At 43.3% G+C, this 18,261-nt stretch carries 18 protein-coding genes; 5 read left to right on the top strand and 13 right to left on the bottom strand.

What is annotated here, in order from left to right; genetic code table 11:
• Window positions 1–6 precede the first annotated feature (6 nt).
• The 11 genes from A5867_RS06930 to A5867_RS06880 form a co-directional block, all read right to left on the bottom strand.
• Window positions 7–642, bottom strand: coding sequence for a nitroreductase family protein (locus tag A5867_RS06930; protein ID WP_008378805.1), 636 nt, complete (start codon window positions 640–642; stop codon window positions 7–9).
• A 14-nt stretch (window positions 643–656) separates the two neighbouring features.
• Complete coding sequence (locus tag A5867_RS06925; protein ID WP_087627211.1) at window positions 657–1,064, bottom strand: MarR family winged helix-turn-helix transcriptional regulator; 408 nt, start codon at window positions 1,062–1,064, stop codon at window positions 657–659.
• 209 nt (window positions 1,065–1,273) lie between these two features.
• A complete protein-coding gene (locus A5867_RS06920) occupies window positions 1,274–3,940 on the bottom strand; it encodes an HAD-IC family P-type ATPase (protein ID WP_086292082.1) in 2,667 nt (888 codons plus the stop codon).
• Between the two features lie 650 nt (window positions 3,941–4,590).
• Window positions 4,591–5,208: a response regulator transcription factor gene (locus tag A5867_RS06915; RefSeq protein ID WP_016608142.1), complete on the bottom strand. Its 618-nt coding sequence runs from the start codon at window positions 5,206–5,208 to the stop codon at window positions 4,591–4,593.
• A complete protein-coding gene (locus A5867_RS06910) occupies window positions 5,189–6,145 on the bottom strand; it encodes a histidine kinase (protein WP_249270026.1) in 957 nt (318 codons plus the stop codon). Before A5867_RS06910 ends, A5867_RS06915 begins: the two co-directional genes overlap by 20 nt.
• Before the next feature lie 158 nt (window positions 6,146–6,303).
• Complete coding sequence (locus A5867_RS06905) at window positions 6,304–6,990, bottom strand: ABC transporter permease (RefSeq protein ID WP_087627210.1); 687 nt, start codon at window positions 6,988–6,990, stop codon at window positions 6,304–6,306.
• Entirely contained in the window at window positions 6,990–7,742 is a 753-nt protein-coding gene (locus A5867_RS06900) for an ABC transporter permease (protein WP_249270025.1), read from the bottom strand. Before A5867_RS06900 ends, A5867_RS06905 begins: the two co-directional genes overlap by 1 nt.
• Before the next feature lies 1 nt (window position 7,743).
• On the bottom strand, window positions 7,744–8,685 hold the full coding sequence (locus A5867_RS06895) for an ABC transporter ATP-binding protein (RefSeq protein WP_249270024.1): 942 nt from the start codon (window positions 8,683–8,685) through the stop codon (window positions 7,744–7,746).
• A 380-nt stretch (window positions 8,686–9,065) separates the two neighbouring features.
• Entirely contained in the window at window positions 9,066–9,980 is a 915-nt protein-coding gene (locus A5867_RS06890) for a cation diffusion facilitator family transporter (RefSeq protein WP_087627208.1), read from the bottom strand.
• 177 nt (window positions 9,981–10,157) lie between these two features.
• Window positions 10,158–11,297 carry an LCP family protein gene (locus tag A5867_RS06885; protein ID WP_086292080.1) on the bottom strand — a complete coding sequence of 380 codons (1,140 nt, stop codon included), beginning with the start codon at window positions 11,295–11,297 and terminating at the stop codon, window positions 10,158–10,160.
• A gap of 193 nt (window positions 11,298–11,490) precedes the next feature.
• Window positions 11,491–11,955 carry a VOC family protein gene (locus A5867_RS06880; RefSeq protein WP_074535065.1) on the bottom strand — a complete coding sequence of 155 codons (465 nt, stop codon included), beginning with the start codon at window positions 11,953–11,955 and terminating at the stop codon, window positions 11,491–11,493.
• 77 nt (window positions 11,956–12,032) lie between these two features.
• Here A5867_RS06880 and A5867_RS06875 point away from each other — a divergent pair, with 77 nt between their 5' ends.
• The 5 genes from A5867_RS06875 to A5867_RS06855 all read left to right on the top strand — a co-directional run bounded on the left by A5867_RS06875 (window position 12,033) and on the right by A5867_RS06855 (window position 17,586).
• A complete protein-coding gene (locus tag A5867_RS06875; protein WP_087627207.1) occupies window positions 12,033–12,965 on the top strand; it encodes a WYL domain-containing protein in 933 nt (310 codons plus the stop codon).
• Window positions 12,966–13,039: 74 nt separating this feature from the next.
• The gene (locus tag A5867_RS06870) at window positions 13,040–13,399 is read left to right on the top strand and encodes a hypothetical protein (protein ID WP_087627206.1); all 360 of its coding nucleotides are present in this window, start codon (window positions 13,040–13,042) and stop codon (window positions 13,397–13,399) included.
• 150 nt (window positions 13,400–13,549) lie between these two features.
• Entirely contained in the window at window positions 13,550–14,089 is a 540-nt protein-coding gene (locus A5867_RS06865; RefSeq protein WP_087627205.1) for a GNAT family protein, read from the top strand.
• 15 nt (window positions 14,090–14,104) lie between these two features.
• Entirely contained in the window at window positions 14,105–15,835 is a 1,731-nt protein-coding gene (locus A5867_RS06860) for an ABC transporter ATP-binding protein (protein ID WP_010747847.1), read from the top strand.
• On the top strand, window positions 15,832–17,586 hold the full coding sequence (locus A5867_RS06855; protein ID WP_087627204.1) for an ABC transporter ATP-binding protein: 1,755 nt from the start codon (window positions 15,832–15,834) through the stop codon (window positions 17,584–17,586). Before A5867_RS06860 ends, A5867_RS06855 begins: the two co-directional genes overlap by 4 nt.
• 66 nt (window positions 17,587–17,652) lie before the next feature.
• Here A5867_RS06855 and A5867_RS06850 read toward each other — a convergent pair whose 3' ends face one another.
• Together A5867_RS06850 and A5867_RS06845 are read right to left on the bottom strand one after the other, a co-directional pair.
• Entirely contained in the window at window positions 17,653–17,925 is a 273-nt protein-coding gene (locus A5867_RS06850; protein WP_010747845.1) for a GNAT family N-acetyltransferase, read from the bottom strand.
• Window positions 17,913–18,191 (bottom strand): (4Fe-4S)-binding protein, encoded by a 279-nt coding sequence (locus A5867_RS06845; RefSeq protein ID WP_167823029.1) that lies wholly within the window; start codon window positions 18,189–18,191, stop codon window positions 17,913–17,915. The genes A5867_RS06850 and A5867_RS06845 overlap by 13 nt, the downstream gene beginning before the upstream one ends.
• Window positions 18,192–18,261 lie beyond the last annotated feature (70 nt).

The following is an 18,261-nucleotide window of genomic DNA, read 5'->3' as shown; positions in this document are numbered from 1 at the left end:
CTCCTCTTATAGAAATGTCGTAATTTGTTCTGCGTCTAACCGAACGGATTCATAGCCTAATTCTTTGGCTTTTCCGACTGAAAGGATCATGACAGGAACATAACGTTCTTTGTCTAAGCCAAAAGCTTCTGCTAATTGATCTGCTTCAAAGCCGCCGATTGGGTTGGTTTCATAGCCATGCGCCCGCGCAACTAACATAAATTGCATCGCTGCTAAACTAGCGTCGATCTTCACCACATCATTCATTTGTTCTTTTGTAAGATTTTCGTAATGCGGAATGATCGCTGCTAATTGTTGGTCACGTACTTCCGCTGGCATTTTGCCTTCTGCTACTGCTTTGTTATAGATTTCTTCTCCTAGTTCATGACAAAGCATATCACCAAAAATCAAGACCATTGCAGAAGAGGTATCATTTTGACGGACGTTGAAACGAATCAACGGTTTCAATTTTGCTTTTTGCTCATCGCTTTCCACAACGACAAAGCGCCAAGGCTGCATATTGACTGAGGAAGGTGCTGTCGTTGACTCTTGGATCATGGTCAACATTTCTTCATGGGGGATTTTGTAGGTTTCATCATAGACACGAACCGATTTTCGGCCAAAGGTGATCTCTGAAAAATTGTTATTGCTATATTCTGTCATGGGTTTGCCTTCTTTCATGGAACTAATTTCATAAGTAATGTTAAAAGCTGTGCTTCTTCTTTTTCGGTCAAATTGATGCCTAACGACTCCTCAGAGCTGGCATACTTTGAAGCACAACTAGCCAAATCGGCTTGTGCTTTCGGTGTCAAAGAAACAAAAATCTCGCGGTTATTGTCTTTGTTTCGTTCCCGTGTCACAAATTGTTTTTCTTCGAGAATCTTCAAATGCCGAGTGACCGCTGCACTATCGATCTTCAATTCATTCTGTACTTGATTTTGGGTACAGCGTCCTTGCTCATTCAAAAACTGCAGCAACTGATAACGGGTCAGACTAAAGCCAGTCTCTTTTTCAAAGATCGCCGTTAATTCTTGATTCACGATTTTCATCCGATACAGCAATCCGCTAAGCTCACGTAAATTCATTGCATAAACCGCTCCTTTCACCGTTGACTTGTCAACTGTTGACTAATCAAGTATAAATCATTTTCTTTTGCTTGTAAAGAGTAAGCAAAAAAGACCCGCAGCTAGGGGAACCTCATCAAGAATCGAATCAGAAATTCTTTGATAAAGGTACACCATCAGGCTGCGGGTCTTCGTGACTCCAGTTTTGAGAAAATACGGTAGAATATATTTTATTTTAATTGGAAGAGTTTCTTCAAGCCCATCACGATCAGTGTAGAGATCGCTGCAGCAGCGAAGATAATGCCCCACGTGCCAGCTTGAATCGGCATCGTATCCAATAGCTCATTCATAAACGGTACATAGACCGCTGAAAGCTGTAAGCCGACGGAAAGGAGCAATGCCCCCATCAATGGTTTGTTTTTCAAGAGGGTTTTGTCTAAACCAAAGCCGCTGCTCTTACGAACGTTGAAAATATGCATCAATTGCGCCACTGCCATAAAGGTAAAGGTTGCTGTTTGTGCATAAAGCAACTCGTGATCCGTCAGCATCAGGAAGTTGAAGAAGCCAAACGCCACCAAACCAATCACAACCCCACTTAAAATGATGCGTCCTAAGAAACGCTTGTTAACGAGGCCATCCGCTTTTGTGCGGGGCTGGCGCTTCATAATGTCGTCTTCAGCTGGTTCAAAGGCTAATGCCATGGCTGGAGCAATATCGATGACTAGATTCAAGAAAAGGATATGCAGCGGTTGGATCGGCATGGGCATCAAGAAAATGACACTTAGAAAGATCGTCACGATCTCAACCATATTACAAGAGAACAGGAAGGAAACATATTTTTTGATGTTGTCAAAAATGATGCGTCCTTCTTTGATAGCATCGACGATCGTTCCAAAACGGTCATCCGTCAAAATCATATCGGAAGATTCTTTGGCTACTTCTGTCCCCCGAATCCCCATGGCGATCCCGATATCGGCGCCGTTGAGTGCTGGCGCATCGTTGACCCCATCGCCAGTCATTGAAACGATATCGCCTTCTTCACGCAACGCTTCCACAAGCTGTAATTTATTTTTTGGTGAAACTCGAGCAAAGACAGCGACTTCTTCGATTTTTTCGTTAAAGCCTTCTTGCCCTGCCAATTCATCGATCTCACGACCCGTCATGGTTTTTTCATGGTCTTTTAAGCCAATTTCTTTGGCGATCATGGATGCCGTCTTCGGATGGTCCCCCGTGATCATTTTCACTCGGATCCCCGCTTCTTGTGCGACCTTCACTGCTTCTTTGACATCTGTTCGCGGCGGGTCGACGATGCCCGCAAAGCCTTGGATCTTGATTTCCTGTAGTGCTGCTTTCAGCTCTGCTTCGTCCGTTCCACCTTGATAATCCTTGATGCAACCGACAGCGATCACCCGCTGCCCATGACTGGCTAACGTGTCATTGTATTCATGAAGCTGTTCTTTTTCTTTAGCATCAGCATCGGCTAAATCAATCAAGACGTCTGGTGCCCCTTTGATGATCAATGTCCTGTGCTTTCCTTCATACACGGTCACCATGTATTTGTTGTCGGAATCAAAGGGCATTTCTGCGATTTTCTTCAGCCCGCTGTCCTGCTCTTTTTGGCGATCGATGCCGATTTTTTGACCTAAAACGACGAACGCCCCATCTGTTGGATCACCGAGGATCTCGTATTGCCCTTCGTTTTCACGTAAAGTGGCGGTGGTACATAAAGCACCATTTTCGATCATCCCTTGCAGCGCATCATGATTGGCTGCATCGATCTCGGTTTCATCCTCCGAGTCTGCCTTGTAAAATTTTCCGTTGGGTTCATATCCATTTCCTGTCACTTTGAACATTTCTCCTGAACCTAAAATGATCTCAGCAACCGTCATTTGGTTTTCTGTCAGCGTCCCTGTTTTGTCACTGGCAATGATACTGGTGGCGCCCAGGGTCTCAACAGCTGATAACGATTTGACCAGTGCTTTGTGCTCGGCCATCGTCCGCATGCCTCGGGACAATGTGATCGTCGAAACGGCTGGCATTGCCTCAGGTATCGCTGCGACCGCCAAAATAATCGAGATATGGATCATTTCGACAAATGGTTGATTCGTCAAGACCCCAGCGATCAAAACTGCCACCGCAGCAAAAAGCGCGGCAATAATGATTGCTTTTCCTAGCTTGTCCAATTCGATATCTAACGGCGTTTGACGCTTTTTGTCACCCGTCAGCATGTCACTGATTTTTCCGACCTCAGTCTTCATACCGGTTTCTGTCACTACAGCATAGGCATTTCCCCGAGTTGCCGCAGTTCCTGCGAAAACGACATTGCGGCGATCGCCTAGTGGAACATCTTCTTCATAGGTTTCTCGTGCATCTTTTTCAACAGCTTCTGACTCACCAGTCAGCGCTGATTCGATGCAGGCAAAGTTGCTCGTTTCAAGTAAGCGGGCATCTGCCGCAATGGCATCCCCTTCTTCCAGAACGAGAATATCGCCTGGAACGATTTTTGCCGACTCGATCTCCATTACTTCTCCATCACGAATCACTTTTGCGGTAGTGTAAATCATGCTTTGAAGAGAATCAATTGATTTTTGTGCTCGTAATTCTGTGATAAAACCTGTCATTACAGCAATCACCACGGCAATCAATACTGCAATTCCTTCAATCGTTTCCCCCATCGCAAAAGAGAGTAACGCAGCTGCTAGCAATAAATAAACAATCAAGTTGTTCAAGTTATGCCACAGCAATTCCCATACAGAAAGGGATTCTTGTTGCTGGATCGTGTTTTCTCCGTATTTTTCTAAGCGTTTGTCGGCTTCTTTCCCGCTTAGGCCTTGCTTGCGGTCACTTTCAAAATGTTTCAAGGTCTCTTCAGTCTTTTGCTGGTAAAATTTTTCCATCAAATTCCTCCTTTAAATTATAAACTTCTTGCCGAGGGTTTCCACGTTTCTGAAGGGATAAATCGGTACAGATACCTTGCACAGTCATTTTTTGATTTGAATCGGTTCAGGCAATTGCTGAGTGAAGGGAATATAACCAATAAGAAAAGCAAGCGCAGGTTGACTGGCTGAGGGAAAAGGTATGTGTGTTGAGCATCGATCATTTTGCGAGCAATGAAGTCGCTTCTTTTAATCGTCGCAAGTGATCTTTCTATGTACGTACTTTGTGAAAAAACCATCCGGCCTACTTCTAACCTATCATGGATGAAGATGTTCGCAAAGGATTTTGCTTCACAAGTGGTGTAAAAAAACAGTCGTAACAAAATTAGCACCACCGCTTTTGGTGACGATTGGGCAGCATGTCAGTAATGCCAAACAGGTACTCGTTTCGGTGTTTTCTTAATAAACTAAGCTTCTGCTATGTTGTGATTTACAATGTTACAACTCTAGCAAAAAAATAACTTTAAAAAGAGAACGCTTGCTGTCTTTACTTTATTTTAACAAAAAACAACAAGAAAGAAAACATCCTTGTTGTTTTTTGACATAAATTATTCGTTTCTGACCTCTTATAACAACTGGTTACGGAATCATTTTACGAAATAGTGTATTACTCATATCTTTTGATTCTTTTCCTCATAATAGGCAATCCCCAGCTGTGTTCGGTTCGAGACTGCCAGCTTTTCCATAATGGTGATCGTTTTATTACGGATCGTTCCTTCACTTAAAAATAGCTGGTTAGCGATTTCTTTATTGGTCAGCCCTTGTGCAACTAAGCGGGCAATATCACATTCTCGAGGCGATAATTTTTCCAGCAATGAGGTTTCAGGACGTGTTAAGTGAGGTAGTACTGGCCCATCAATGATGCTCGTTCCTTCATACAACAAACGCAACTTTTGCGCAATTGACGCGATTTTATCTGTTTTGACTAGATAGCCGTCAGCCCCAGCACTTAATGCCTGCAGACTATTTTTTTTATCGGCAAAAGTCGTCAAGACCATGACCTTGGTAAGCGGATGACTTTTCTTGATCAAACGGGTTGCGCTAATCCCATCAATTCCTGGCATTCGAATATCCATCAGAACGATATCTGGCTGATGAACTCTGCATTGCTCTATTGCCGTACTTCCATCTGGAGCTGTCCCTACTACTTCTATATCCGATTCGCTGGCTAATGCAAATGACAAGCTCTTGCGGATCAGTATATCGTCATCAACAATCAGTAGTTTCATTGTGCGATTCCTCCTTTCTGATTTTACCATCGGCAACTTGCAAAATGGGAATAATAGCAATCACCTTAAATGTCTCTTGCGAGTCTACAGCGAAATGACCACCAATTGCGTTCAATCGATACCGCAAATTTCTCAACCCGATCCCAGGAGAAGGATCTTTACTGACAATACCATCATTCTCAATACTCAAACGCACAATATAAGGCGTAATGTCTAACTCAACAGTAATTTTTTTCGCAGCTGAATGCTTTACGATATTTGTCAGCCCTTCATTTAAACAAGACTCAAGAGTCTGCCAAGCATTGCTAGAAACTTTTGTACTATCACCAGATGCAATAAATGTGATCGGACAAAAAGAAAAATCATCACAAATTTCTGTTAATCTATCGATACCTAACCTATTGACTGTGCTAATGTTGTGGACTCCTTCTCTTAGCTTTTCAACGCCATCAGAAAGATGACTCAAAGCCGTATCATATAGTTCTCCGATTTCTGGATCTTCAAATCGAAGCAGTGGTTGGATCGTCTGAAAAGAAATATATGCCCCAATAATCGCATGTCCCGCGTTGTCATGAAGATCGCGAGCGATCCTTGCTCGCTCCATGACTGCCGTCATTTGTTCCACCTCTTTTAGAGCAAACTGAAGCTCTTGCTGCAATTTCAAATGTTCTTGAAAAGATTTGGCTGCTTCATTTGCAGCGACAAAGCGCTGATTTCGTTCGCATTGCCATAGCCTTAATAATTGTCCACATCCCGCAGCAAAAAGAACATAGATAAAAAAGGAATGCTCTTGGATTAGCAAAGGATAAAAAACAAAAAGCAAAGAAAAATAGTAACCGGCAAAAATCGCTTGAAACAAAATCAGGCAGCTACCGATAATGAATAAGACAAATGGCATACTATTGCCGAGGATGATTAACAGTGTACTATCTAACAACAAACTCCAATCGCTATTTTTTACCCTTTGTCTAAAAAGAAAAAATACCACTAGACTTAAGGTGAAAAAGAACCCTTGAGGATTATCCCCAGCAAAAAAAATCAGCATTGAAAAAGATACTAGATGGACTATCCGAAAATATAAAGAGGGTACAATCATCATACCAGACTCCTTTTACCTCCGAATAACAAGAACGTCCCTGCAAAGAGCAATAGAATCAGTTGAAAGAACAAAAACTGTTGATTAATTCCATAGCCAACTAATTCAGTGAAACTTTTCGATACCCAAAACGCTGGAAAAAGCATGCTGAAACGTTGGATCAACTCAGGAAGCAACTCTAACGGAAAGACGAGACCTCCTATAATGGCAATAATCGAATAGAAAATCATGAAAATCGAGTTCGTCGATTCCTTCGATTTGAAAACGGTATACCAGGCAAAGGCAAAAGCAACCGAAACAAAACCAAAAATGGTATAAATGATCAAAAGACCTGCTGTCAATTCCCAAGACCAACTATATAACCCTTTACCGATAGCTAAAATAATTGTCGTTTGAACAATGAGGGGCAACACCGCAGATAAGAGATTTTGGCTAAGGTAATGAAGCATAGTGATTGGGGAGGTCAAGATTCGAACGATGACCCCATCTTCTCGATCATTGAGGATTGACTGCGTCATAAAGACAGAGGAGGACATCATAATCAAAGCAAGCAAGCCTAAGCCATTCGCTTGCTCATTTTGCCAAAGCGGACGAAAGAAAATCAGTAACATAGGGAGGACGAACTGTGTTACTATTGCCGCTTTGTTACGCATACTTCGCTTCAACGAATAGATAAAAATCGGCACTATCGATTCCGCTCCTTTCCTTTTACAATCATAATCAATAAGACAGTTACAACTAGATAACCGCTGAGGCATGCCAGATAGAACCCCGAAGATCGAATCCCATTTGCCAAAACGGTCGTCTCTTGAATAGCATTCGTTGCTAGCGTAATGGGGCTATAGTCAAATAAGAGTTGAATTGGCTTTGGTAATGTAAAACCTGAAATTTCTAAACCAACACCACCGCCTATGGTCATAAATATCCATGGCAATACCAGTACGGTGCTCCTAGCTGTTTCATTGGTCTTTGTCACGAGACAAACAAAAAGAGCCAATAAATGTGTAAAGCATGACATCATAAGCACGGTCAATCCTGTAATCGCAAGATTCCCCCAGTCGGTTGGAAACACTAAAGATGTAATAACGATGATTGTGGTAGCTTGCAACAAAGCATACAGATAACTGCCGCTGGCCATCGCAGTAAAAAAATGACCTTTAGGTACAGGTGAAACCCCTAAACGAAACCGCATACTGGTTTTTTGATCCTTTGTATAAACCATCACAAAACTTTCCATAAAAAAGAATTGAAAAGAAAGCATCAGCACAATTGAGGAAGCAGTCAATACAACATCATAGCCCGCAATTTCTTCCGTCTGCTGATTAACTAAACCATTGATTAGTACAAAAACCAATGGCAAAAAGACGAACAATAAATTCATTGGATCTTTAAAAAATCGATTAAAATAATGAATAAATAAGCGATCAAATGTAATCATATTAAATACCGCCCCCATCTCTTAAGCTTTTTCCTGTCAAGGTTAAGAAAACATCTTCCAATGTCGCGCGTTCTTCTGTGAAAGATGACACCGCTCCATGTTGTTGAGCAATTTCCATAATACGATGAATGTTTCCAGATCCAGAACTTGAAGTTACTAGATAATCGTTCCCTTGCAGAACAACGGATTTTACACCCGCAATAGAGGCAATTTTTTCTTGAAGCATCGGTGAAGGGTCGCTGCTGACAAAGCGAACGCGTTCTTCATGCTGCAATCGTTTCACTAGTTCCTGCATCGTTCCTTCCGCAATCACTTTGCCAGAGTCCATAATGATAATGCGATCACAAATTGTTTGTACTTCTTCCATATAGTGAGTGGTGTAAACAACGGTTGTCCCAGCTGCCGCAATTTTTTTGACTGCTTCTAAAATATGATTACGTGATTGCGGATCGATTCCTACTGTTGGTTCATCCATGATCAACAATTTGGGCTTATGGACAAGCGCACAACCGATGTTCAACCGTCGCTGCATTCCGCCAGATAATGCTTTGGGTTTCTTTTTGGCATGCTCTTCTAAGCCAACAAACGCCAACACTTCTGCAACACTTTTATGCAACCTCTCTTTTTTTAACCCGTACAGACTGCCGAAATAGCGCAAATTTTCGACCACCGTTAAGTCATTGCAGACAGTGATCTCCTGAGTGACCAACCCAATCGCTCGTCTAATGTTGCGATTATGTATCGATTGCTTTTGCCCAAAAATACTTATTTCTCCGCTATCAATCGATAATAGACCGCATAAAGAGTGGATCGTGGTCGTTTTTCCAGCACCATTAGGTCCTAACAAGCCAAGTATTTCACCTTTGCGAATCGTGAAACTTAAATTTTCCAAAATCATTTGATCACCATAGCGTTTAATCACATCATTCATCTTTGCAAGCATCAATTTCTCTCCTTTTTTTCTCAATTCATTTGATACGCCTAGTATAGAAGAATTCATCGTAAGGTAGTAGGTACCATTTGTCACTTCTTTGAAAAAAAGAGAATTACCGTTCTTAAGAAAATAAGCAAGGTTACGTAATTCAAGTGAAATAAAACAAAAAGAGTTTACCATTATCTAGTTAGAATTTAAAAACATTTTATTCAGTAACCTATGAAAAAGATACGTCTGCTAATTTTGATCAAAATAGTCTCGAGATCCAGGTTCCCATCTTATTCCCTTCTCATATAAATCGTTTTATTCTCAAAATCGGCGACACAAAAAAGCATTCCACAGTTGAATGATGAATCACCAACCGAAGAATGCTTCGTAATTATTCTACTTTATGAGGAAACTTCCTCACTCTCGATATAGCAATAGACCCGCAGATCAGGCAGAGCGTGTTTGATCCGCTGTTCGATGGTATCGATAAATACGCTTGGTTCTTCGGGTCCTAGCTTCAAGGTAAGGTCGGCGACGATCAAAAGTTCTTCTGGGCTTAGATGGAGGGTTCGCAAATCTTTGATTTGAATGATGGCAGGGTCGGCTAAAATTTGTTTGATCGCCATTAAATCAGAAGCAGAGGCGCCTTCTCCAATCAAGAGGCTATAAAATTCTTTGGCTAAAAAGACAGCAGCAGCAATTAGCAACAATCCACCTAAAATGCCGCCGAGGGAATCAAATACTGGATTGTCCGTCAATGCGGTCAATAAGATCCCTGCGATGGCGATCGTCACGCTACCTAAGGCAAATAAATTTTCCGTGAAGCCTAAAAGCAGATCGGAATCGCGGCTTTCTTTTAAGAAACGAACGAGGGGCTGGTTTTGCTTGTTTTGTTCTTTGACTTCTTGCCACCCCTCTTGAACAGCGGTCACTTCAATGAACAAACTGACAAATAAGATCGCTGCCGCCAGCTGGAGCTGTTCCACTTCGTGGGTGGGGTCTAGCAGATCACGGCTGGCTTCAACAACCGCTAAAATCCCACCACCTAAAAAAACTGTCATTGCAACTACAGTACTAAAAAAATAGGTCGCTCGTCCTTCACCAAACTGATGCAGTTCACTGCGTCCTCGCTGTGCTCGGTTTTCACCGATGGCTAGAAGTCCTTGATTGATGCAATCGATCAGACTATGGATACTTTCATTCATCAAGACTGCACTGCCGCTAAAGAAGTAGCCGATGGCTTTCATGATCAACCCTAAGACATGGGTCAGCAAAACGATTCTACGGGCTTTTTGCTCTTGCTGTTTTTCCATCATACTTCCTCCTTCGGTGTCGGACTCGCTGCAACAAGCTGTCTCTTTTCTTAAGCATAGCACTGCACTTCCTAGATGAAAACGAAAGTGGCTTGCGGGTCTGACCTTGTCTTCACTGGGGTTTAAAAAGGACTGAGGGCACAAAAAAAGTCAGGATCGCTCCTGACTTTTTTCTCTTGATTAGTAGCCGGTTCCGTCATCAACGACTTCCGAGCCGTATCCGTCGCCAGTTCCTGCACCGGTTTCGGTTCCTGTATCGGTACCTACGCCGGTTTGGGCTTCTGTATTCGCATCTGCTTGTGTATCTGCTGGTGCTTGACCTAATGCTTTCAACATATCGTTACGAATTTCATTGTAAGAATAGTCTTGAATATATACGATCGATTGTCCATCATAAGATTCCCCATCGTACCATTCAAAGGTATGTTTTTGAATATCGAACCCAGACAACATATTGCCCGCTAAAGATACTAAGTCTTCAAACTTAAAGTTTGTATTCACATCTTCGCTGACAGAATCTAAAATTTCTTGGTACTTGGTGACATTATTGATTTTCAAAGCTTGGTGGATCGCTGCTTCAATAACTTCTTGCTGACGATTTCCTCGATCCACATCAGTATCCATTTTCCGGATACGGGCAAAAATCAAGGCTTGTTCACCGTTCAACAATTGACGACCTTCTGGAATCAATGTTTCTCCCGTGTTGTCTGAAGTATATTTCTTGTTGATGTCGTAAGGCACATCAACAGTGATCCCTCCGATGGCATCGATGATTTTCTCAAAACTGGTAAAATTGATGTTTACGTAATAGTCAATTGGCAATTGCAGGTAGTTTTGGACTGTTTCAATCGTTGCGTCTTCCTCACCAATCGTGAATGCACTATTGATCTTGGCGGTAGCAGCAATCGTCCCGGTTCCTGTTCCATCATAAATGTTGGTCCAAATGTCTCGAGGGAGACTGACCATATCGATTTTCTTGTTTTCGCCATCGTACACCATGTAAATCAAACTGTCGGTACGGGCACTGTCCAAATGTTCTGTCTTTTCACGTTCCGCATCATTATCAACACCCATTAACAAGATCCCAAACTTTGAATTCACGTCAGAAGCTTTTAATGAGTTGTCCTGTTTACTTTTATTAGAGCTGATCACAGCGGATTCTTTAAACATTTTATCCACTGAATTTTTTGCTGCATAATACGTATAGCCGGCAAATAAAACGATGCCTGCAATGGCGAAAAGAAAGATTCCTCCAATAATCACGCGTTTGTTGCGCGCTTTGTGGGCTCTTTGCTGTTTATATCTCGTCTTTCTATCCATAGTGCCTCCTTCATTTCTCCTGAATTGCTCTCCCCGATTGTACCAGAATTTTTACGATCCGCCTATTTTTTTAAGAAGTTTTATTCTTTTTCTGTGAAGTCCTTTAAACATTCCTTAAAAATAATTCTGGGATTGAAAGAAACTTGGATAAATAGTCAACTTCTATGGATATTTTATTAAAAAACGAGTTTTTTCATTCACCCTTTTTGGATGGATCAACTTCTTTTTCGACAGTCAGCTGAATAATTACACCAAATGGATCGCGAACACTTGCATAAAAAAACGCAAAAGCATTCTCACTTGGTGCTTGGATCGTCTGACTGCCTTTTTGCATCAATCGTTGATAAAGCTTCTGAGCTATTTGGCTCTCCGCTAGCGTCAAACTCAGTGACAAGTGATTGCCTCGCTGAATCGTCTCTCCTTCAACTAGTGGATTGTCTGCCAGCTGCAACTGGAAATCTCCGATCTGTAGGATGGAGTGAGAAAGATACTGTTCTTGTCCCGCAAGAATCTCCAGCGTTGGATCAAGTCTCTCACGATACTCCTGGTTGGTGATGGCAAATAAGAGGGTTGCGTCTAGTGTTTCTTGATAAAATTGAATGGCTTCTTGGGCTTTGCCGTCTAAAGTTAAAAACAAAGCGATTTTTGGTTCGATCATTTGTTGGTTCCTCCTTTTCTTGTTACCATAAGTGTAACTGTGAATATTGCCAAAACTTGGCACCATTGGAGAAAGAAATGAAAAAATCAGAACGCTTAACACAGGAACTATTGTATTTACAAGGAAAAACCACTTTTCATCTAGCCGATTTGATGGAAACCTTCGCAATCTCAAAACGTACAGCCGTCCGTGATGTCCAATCATTGGAAGAGCTGGGCTTGCCTCTCGTGGTAGAAACCGGTCGTTATGGCGGCTATCAGATTTTGAAAAATCAACTGACCCCCTTGTACTTTGACAAAAATGAACGGTATACCCTTTTCTTTGCTTTGCAGCTCTTACAAAAATTAACCGATTCTCCTTTTGATCGGAGCTATCAAGGGCTACGGCGAAAACTGTTGCAGTCTTTTTATCAAGGAGACACCGAGTGGTTAGAAAAAATGGAGACGGCGGTTTCGTTTCAAGGGGTGCCTCAATTGACGAGTGCGCCGATCCTCTCAGCGCTTTTTTCAGCGATCGTACAAGAACAGGTCATCCAATTTACCTATCAGCGTTATCAAAAAACGAACAAGACCGTACAACCCTATCAACTGGATTTTCGTGCTGGCTACTGGTACTGTTTGGCCTATGACTGTCAAAAGCAGGCTTTTCGCCGCTATCGCTGTGATGCAATGCAGGGACTTGCTCCGACTGAAAAAACAGGCTATACCTTGCAGCAGTTAGCTGAAAAACAGCTGCAGCAACAAGTGTTGACACAATCACTGGGCTATCACATCCGCTTTGATCTATCGGCAAAGGAACGCTTGTGGCAAGAAAAATACCCTGACATGGCAGTGGTGGAACGCTCTAGCGAGCTTTGCTTAGAGGGGCACATTGCCGACAATGAGCTGGGTTTTCTGGCTGATTTTCTCTTGCAATTTGGTCCAACCATCAAAGAAATCCACCCGTTAGTCCTCAAACAAGCGTATACTGAAAAAGTTCGGCAAATGCTGCAGCCATTTGCAACGGACTGACCGCTTTCCTGCATTGATTATTGATTGCTTGCTTGCGGCGAAACTGATTCTAATTGATAAGGAGTTTTCTACCTATGTTTCTTTTAAATAAAAAAACCTTCCAAGCATTGGCTGCCCCCTATAGGACAGAAGGGGCTGCGATCGGCTATGCAAAATGGCAGTCCTTCAACGCCATCACCAGCCGTAGCCTGCTCGTTCTAGATGATCAGCAATTGACGATTTTGGCGTTGAATCTTTTCTCGACAAAAGTCGTGCAGCACAAAAGCGTGCCACTTGCTGAGCTGAAAAAACAGCACAAAGATCCTGTTGTAGGGATGCTCGTCCCGATTCGCTTTACTTATAAAGGGGAAACCTACCGTTTTCAAATGCAGCGAGTGATCTTGCCCTTGGGAGATTGGCAAAAAACCTTTCTTGCCCGCTGGCAGTCGTGGTAAATGAGCAGCAACTGGCAAGGTTCGTTTTCCTAGAAAAAGACTTTTCAAGTGATTTACACTTTTTTTGCAAGAAAATAAACAGATTTTTCAAGGGATGTTTTCGGCTATTTCGTTCTATGGTAAGATGTCCCTAAAGAATTGGAGGCTGTTATGGGTTTTATTGCAAGTGAACGTTTACTGCTTCGTCCGTTTCAAGAAAGTGATTTTGCCGATACCTTTGCTATTTATCGGCAAGCGGAAGTCTGCCGTTTCTTACTTCATGAGCCTTGGCAGAAAGAAACGGCAGCTGCGGCTTTTGCCAAAAAGTGTCAACAGCAAGTCTTGACGGACCAAGCAGGTCTTTCTTTGGCAGTACTACACGACCAAACGGTCATCGGCGATTTGTCGGTGTGGTCTACTGGTCAGCCGTCTTCCGTTGAAATCGGCTATGCCTTCCATCCGTCATTTGGCGGACATGGGTTTGCTCAAGAAGCATTGAATGAATTGTTGGGCTGGTTGTTTGCCAGTCAGAAGATCCATCGGGTCCAAGCGACGCTAGATGCTCGCAATCAGGCCTCAGCCAAGCTTTGCCAACGGATTGGATTGCGCCAAGAAGCACATTTTATCCAAGACTGGTGGAACAAGGGGGAATGGACCGATAGTTTGGTTTTTGCCTGTTTAGCCAGTGAATATCCTGCTCATCCGAAATAATTTAGGAGGTTTTTTATGATAAGCTTGTTACGCTACGCCAAGGATTATCGCAAACAGATTATTCTTGGTCCGTTTTTCAAATTTTTAGAAGCGGTGTTTGAATTGGTGCTGCCTTTGCAGATGGCCGCTTTAGTCGATGAGGGGCTACGGCAAAACAATTGGTCGAAAGTCGTTGAAATGACGATCTGGATGATCGTGATGTCCGTGGTAGGCATGATCTGTGCCGTCATCTGTCAGTATTATGCTTCCGTCGCTTCTCAAGGCTTCGGGACGGAATTACGCAATCGCTTGATGAAAAAAATCAACACCCTTTCCCATAGCGAACTAAACTTATTCGGGACGGATACCTTGATCACCCGAATGACCAACGATATCAACCAGATGCAGATTGCTTTGGCGATGCTGATTCGGCTGGTGGTCCGTGCGCCCTTTTTAAGTATCGGTTCGGTGATTATGGCCTTTGTCATTGATTGGCAAGCTGGCTTGATTTTCCTACTCGTCTTACCGCTCTTTTGTATCGTCTTATTCTGGATCATCGCCAAGACCGTGCCATTATATAAGAAAGTTCAAATTCATCTCGACGAATTAAACGAACTAGTGAGTCAAAATTTAAGCGGGATTCGGGTGATTCGTGCTTTTGCCCGCACAAAAACGGAAACAAAACGCTTTGATAAAGCAACTGATGATTTAAGTGATGTCTATTTAAGGGTCACAAATCTCTCTGCTTTATTGACGCCTGCCACCACCTTGATCATGAATGTCGGCATTATCGCGTTGTTTTATATCGGTGGATTCAAGGTCAATATTGGCAATTTGCAGCAAGGACAAGTATTGGCACTGGTCAATTACATGAATCAAATGCTCTTAGCGTTGATCGTGGTTTCCAACTTAGTGATCATCTTTACCCGTGCCGCAGCATCTGGTTCACGGATCAACGAAGTGCTAGCAACTGAGCCGTCGATCGGCGACGAACTTTCAGAAGTCTTTATGGATCAGCCGAAAAACAACGTCGGAGCGATTCGCTTTGAGCACGTTGATTTCCGCTTTTCAAAAGAATACGGATTAGCCTTGAAAAACATTGATTTCCAAGTCGCACCGGGGTCTATTTTAGGTATCACTGGACCAACCGGTAGTGGGAAATCTGCCTTGACCCAATTGATCCCCCGCTTCTACGATGTGGCAGATGGCAAAGTGATCGTTGACGGACACGATGTGCGGAAATGGCCTTTACAGCAATTACGCCAAAAAATCGCCATGGTGCCTCAAACCGCCGTGCTGTTTACGGGAACGATTCGAGAAAACTTGCAATGGGGCAAAAAAGATGCCACCGATGAAGAGTGCTGGCGTGCACTAGAAATCGCTCAAAGCCGCGACTTCGTTGAAGCCTTGCCGCAGCAATTGGATACCCCGATTTTTGAAGGGGGCAAGAACTTTTCTGGAGGACAAAAACAACGGTTAACGATTGCCAGAGCATTGATCGCTAAACCAGATATCTTGATTTTGGATGATTCTTTAAGTGCCCTTGACTATCAAACCGATCTTGATTTGCGGATGGCTTTAAAAGAAAGCATTCGTGGTACGGTCATCATCATCTCCCAACGGGTTCGCTCCATTCAAGATGCGCAGCAGATCTTAGTCTTAGACCAAGGGAATTTGGTAGGCAAAGGGACCCATGAAGAGCTACTGGCAACGTCAAAAGAATACCAAGAAATCGTGGCATCACAGGCAGAGGAGGAAGAAGCATGAAAAAGAAATCATTCGATTGGTCGGCCTTTCGTCGCTACCTCCCTTATTTGACTGCCTACGCGAAGGAAACTTGGGCGGCAGTTGTCCTCGGGATCGCTGCTGGTGTTTCCTCGGTTTATATGACGTATCAGATCGGTCAAGCCGTCGATCAGCTGATAGGTGCCGATCAAGTGCAGTTCAGCGCCCTCTATCGCATTTTGCTTTTGTTTGCCGGAGTGGTTTTAGTGACTGTGGTCAGTCAATGGTTGATCCAGCGACTAGGCAACCGCGTGGCGTATTTATCCGTCGCCGACTTACGTAAAAAAGGCTTTGCCCATCTCAATACATTGCCGTTGCGCTATTATGACCAAAACTCCCACGGCAACATCGTCAGTCGCTTTACCAACGACATGGACAATATTTCCATTGCCGTCGCTGCAGTCTTTAACCAGTTGTTCTCTGGTATTTCGGTCGTCTTGATCGCTTTAGTCGTCATGCTGCAAATGAGTGTGCCCTTAACGTTGGTCGTATTGGTTTCGACCCCGATCATCTTTTTGGTCAACTGGATCGTGGCACGAACGTCTCAATCGCATTTTGCTCGCCAACAAGAAATCGTCGGCGAAATTTCTGGCTTTGTTACGGAAATGATCGGCAATCAAAAAATCGTCAAAGCCTTTGATCGAGAAACCATCAACCAGAACCGTTTTGAAACGATCAACCAAGAATTGAATGTCCGGGGGCAAAAAGCACAGTTTTCTTCTTCTTTGACCAATCCACTTTCACGATTCGTCGATCACTTGGCGTATCTGTCAGTCGGCTTTGTCGGCGGTCTGCTTTACTTTTCTGGTTCAGGTGCTGTCACGGTTGGGGTGATCTCCAGCTTTACGATCTACTCCAGTCAGTTTTCGAAACCATTCATTGAATTGTCGGGAATTACCACCCAGATCCAAACGGCATTAGCTGGACTTTCAAGAACCTTTGAGCTATTGGATCAAGAGCCAGAAACAGCCGATGACCAAGAATCTCAATCACTGGGTGAGATCAAAGGCGAGATTGCCTTTGAGGAGGTTTCTTTTGCTTATGATCCTGGTCAAAAATTGATTGAAGATTTCACTTTTACCGCAAAACCTGGAGAAACCATCGCGATCGTCGGAAAAACTGGTGCTGGTAAATCGACGTTGGTCAATTTATTGATGCGTTTCTATGATGTCGATAAAGGGGCAATCAAGATCGATGACACCGATATTCGTCAGTTGAAACGAGAAGAATTACGGCAAAGCTTCGGAATGGTCTTGCAGGATACGTGGCTCTTTGATGCCTCTTTACGAGAAAATCTGCAATACGGCAATGACACTGCCACAGATGAAGAAATCTACGATGCCTTAAAGCATGCCTATATGTATGAGTATGTGATGCGCCTACCAGAAACACTAGATACACCGATCGGTCATCAAGGGATCAAGATCTCTGACGGGCAACGGCAGCTCTTGACGATCGCCCGCACGATGATCAGCAACCCACCCATGCTGATTTTGGATGAGGCAACCAGTTCGGTTGATACTCTGACTGAGAAAAAAATCCAAGATGCTTTCTTGAAAATGATGGAAGGCAAAACCAGCTTTGTGATCGCCCATCGCTTATCAACGATTCGAGCAGCAGACAAGATCCTGGTGATGGATGCCGGTCAAATCGTGGAGCAAGGAACCCATGAAGAACTACTAGCAGAACAAGGCTATTACTATCGCCTGTACCATGCACAATTCCAACATTGATCAGCCATACCACAAACCCCCATCAGCTCAAAGATACCTGCTTGAGCTGATGGGGGTCTTTTTTATTTATTGGTTCCAAACATCGGCATATTCTGGTTTGCGTTCAAATTCTTTTTTGGCAAAGGGACACAAAGGAATGATTTTCTTTTGTTCTTTGCGGGCTTTTTCCACCCCTTTTGCCACTAATTTTTCGGCCAGACCTTGGCCCCGATAAGCGGGATCGACAAAGGTATGGTCAATGATCAACCGCGTTTCGCCCGCTTCCGACCAGGTCATTTCACCAATTTCTTTGTCGCCGTCTTTTAACACAAATCGAGTGTTTTCTTCTAAGATTTCCATGGTTCTTCCTCCTTCAATATGTACTTTAATGCACCGCTGGGGCAAGTGTGGATCACTTGTGCAGCTTGCGCTGCTTCCCCGTTATCAGGAATCACCCAGGGACGCCGTCCAACTTCAAAAATGGCGGGATTGCCCCGCACACAATTACCGCTGTGGGTGCAGATCTCTTTGTTGTAATAAATATCGATCGCTTCACCACGATACTTCCGATATCCTGCAGCAATCAACCCTTCTTCTGTTTCATTCGCTAGTGGCTGTTCGTCCATGTTGAACACCCTCCTCTTACTGATTGTCAGAAGCAAACTGCCTGCCTCCTCCTTCATCATACGACTTCTC

It is taken from the genome of Enterococcus sp. 6D12_DIV0197, assembly GCF_002174385.1.
Lineage (GTDB): Bacteria > Bacillota > Bacilli > Lactobacillales > Enterococcaceae > Enterococcus_D > Enterococcus_D casseliflavus.
Note: the sequence above shows the minus strand (reverse complement) of the source record. Positions and strands in the feature narration are given on the sequence as shown.

Bases quoted from the DNA above. Each gene is read 5' to 3' on its own strand.
- A5867_RS06930 (WP_008378805.1), bottom strand. From the start codon at position 642: ATGACAGAATATAGCAATAACAATTTTTCAGAGATCACCTTTGGCCGA.
- A5867_RS06925 (WP_087627211.1), bottom strand. From the start codon at position 1,064: ATGAATTTACGTGAGCTTAGCGGATTGCTGTATCGGATGAAAATCGTG.
- A5867_RS06920 (WP_086292082.1), bottom strand. From the start codon at position 3,940: ATGGAAAAATTTTACCAGCAAAAGACTGAAGAGACCTTGAAACATTTT.
- A5867_RS06915 (WP_016608142.1), bottom strand. From the start codon at position 5,208: ATGAAACTACTGATTGTTGATGACGATATACTGATCCGCAAGAGCTTG.
- A5867_RS06900 (WP_249270025.1), bottom strand. From the start codon at position 7,742: ATGATTACATTTGATCGCTTATTTATTCATTATTTTAATCGATTTTTT.
- A5867_RS06895 (WP_249270024.1), bottom strand. From the start codon at position 8,685: ATGCTTGCAAAGATGAATGATGTGATTAAACGCTATGGTGATCAAATG.
- A5867_RS06890 (WP_087627208.1), bottom strand. From the start codon at position 9,980: ATGATGGAAAAACAGCAAGAGCAAAAAGCCCGTAGAATCGTTTTGCTG.
- A5867_RS06885 (WP_086292080.1), bottom strand. From the start codon at position 11,297: ATGGATAGAAAGACGAGATATAAACAGCAAAGAGCCCACAAAGCGCGC.
- A5867_RS06880 (WP_074535065.1), bottom strand. From the start codon at position 11,955: ATGATCGAACCAAAAATCGCTTTGTTTTTAACTTTAGACGGCAAAGCC.
- A5867_RS06875 (WP_087627207.1), top strand. From the start codon at position 12,033: ATGAAAAAATCAGAACGCTTAACACAGGAACTATTGTATTTACAAGGA.
- A5867_RS06870 (WP_087627206.1), top strand. From the start codon at position 13,040: ATGTTTCTTTTAAATAAAAAAACCTTCCAAGCATTGGCTGCCCCCTAT.
- A5867_RS06865 (WP_087627205.1), top strand. From the start codon at position 13,550: ATGGGTTTTATTGCAAGTGAACGTTTACTGCTTCGTCCGTTTCAAGAA.
- A5867_RS06860 (WP_010747847.1), top strand. From the start codon at position 14,105: ATGATAAGCTTGTTACGCTACGCCAAGGATTATCGCAAACAGATTATT.
- A5867_RS06855 (WP_087627204.1), top strand. From the start codon at position 15,832: ATGAAAAAGAAATCATTCGATTGGTCGGCCTTTCGTCGCTACCTCCCT.
- A5867_RS06850 (WP_010747845.1), bottom strand. From the start codon at position 17,925: ATGGAAATCTTAGAAGAAAACACTCGATTTGTGTTAAAAGACGGCGAC.
- A5867_RS06845 (WP_167823029.1), bottom strand. From the start codon at position 18,191: ATGGACGAACAGCCACTAGCGAATGAAACAGAAGAAGGGTTGATTGCT.